1 protein-coding gene is annotated in these 1,721 nt (G+C 53.2%); it reads right to left on the reverse strand.

The window, feature by feature from the left end; translation table 11 throughout:
* Positions 1 to 19: 19 nt before the first annotated feature.
* Positions 20 to 1,633, reverse strand: coding sequence for an IS1634-like element ISShes12 family transposase (locus MO387_RS20705; protein ID WP_165564828.1), 1,614 nt, complete (start codon positions 1,631 to 1,633; stop codon positions 20 to 22).
* Between the last annotated feature and the right edge of the window lie 88 nt (positions 1,634 to 1,721).

Raw genomic sequence — 1,721 nt, forward strand, 5'->3', positions numbered from 1 at the left:
CCGACTTTCCGCACCTGATTTAGGAATAAATTTGCCGATACCGTTCGCCTAACACGTCGAGAATGATCTGCTGGTCCACTGTGAGTCCTGTGACTTGAGGTGGCGCCTCTCCCAACTGGTACTCGTGCACCCCGCCAAAGCGTAAAAAAATCCACCGCGCAGTCGGTTTTTGCGTGGGTTTCTTTTTCATGTCCGCCACACTCCGGTTCTGCTCTACTAAGCCCTGCCGGATCCGGTGCTCCAGCGCCGCATAAATCATCAGGCTACAGGTCATCACCATCAGCAACGCTTCGATACGTTCCGGTTTTTTAAGATATAACGAGGAGGTTAAAAATTCGGGACTTTTCAGAAACCTAAAACCACGCTCGACATTCTGCTGGGCTTTATAGGTAGCCAACAGCTCAGCCATGGTGAGCGTTTCACTGTGATCATTGGTCGCGAGGATGAACACCCCTGTCTGGTTGCGCGCCTCAGCCACCCGCGCCAAGCTACTTGCGGCTAACCCCTTGATGTGAAATTGGTAGCTCACCGGCATTTCACCCTTTTGCGGCCTTCCGCGCCCTGCATAGATAGGTTCACTCACGACTTCTGCTTCTAGTTGCAGCAGATTTAAGCTGACAGCAAAACGGGCTAATTCAGCCTGCGCATCGGTCTCGCAGGCAAAACGCTGGGCACATAATTTGTTGAAGGCTTTCAGTTCACGCGTGCTGTCTTTCAGTAGGTTTTTGGCTAATGTTTGCTGCTCACGGTGGCTGGCCTGTTCGCTGCGCACCAGCAACCAACGCTGCGCGACGTCGGCATAATTGGCGCTTTGCCAACAGCCATGATAGCCATTGCCCAGCGCAACCAGCGACTGGGTGCCAATGGTTGCCACGGCTCGCTTGGCTTCATTGAGGGTGACAGGCACACGAGTCACGAACAACTGTTGCTGTTGTGCCAGTAGTTGCAAGGTGTCGGCGCAATACAGCGCCGCATCGCCGACCAGATAACGACTCTCCTGCGCGGCCTTGAGACTGCTCAAGTGGCGCCGTACCGTCTGGGCAAAGGCCTTGGTATCATTACTATTACCACTCAAGGCTTGCATGTAGATGGGCAGGCCGGCCTGATTTTCACAGATAAGCTCCAGGATAACCTGGTTTAGCTCTGGCCGATGGTCGCGGCTATAGCCCCGTACCAATTGCAACTTACCGAGCTGCTCGCCATCGGCTTGGTCATAGGCGCCATCGACGTGGAAGCTGGTGATATCGAGGTGTACTGCAGTACTTTTGAGCCCCAATCGTTCGACGACCTGCTCCGCCATCACCTGATAAAGCGTGCTGACATCGGCCTCAAAGAGGGCATCAAGGCAGCGGCCGAGCACATCATCATTGAGGTCATCGGCACAGATCCCCGGGCCAATCAGGCGTTCTACAGGCTTGTTGGCAAAGAATTGCGGGAACATGTGCAAGGTCGAACTATGAAAGCCAAGACCGTTCAGTATCATCGCCACCAACGCTTCACCATGTGAGACTTTGTAGGGCGGCGTTTTGGGTAGCACCGCATCAATCATGCGAGCAATGCCGAGTTCTTGGCAAAGTGCAGCGACCAAACCAAGGTGGTCGAGGTTACGAATAGCGATAGCTGGAGTAGTCATAATGATCTACCTGCAAAAAGTAGTAATAGATCAGAATGACCGATCGCCGTCAAGTTTTTTAAATCGAAAATTAGGTGCGGAATGACGG

Source organism: Shewanella sp. N2AIL (assembly GCF_022690845.1).
Classification (GTDB): domain Bacteria; phylum Pseudomonadota; class Gammaproteobacteria; order Enterobacterales; family Shewanellaceae; genus Shewanella; species Shewanella baltica.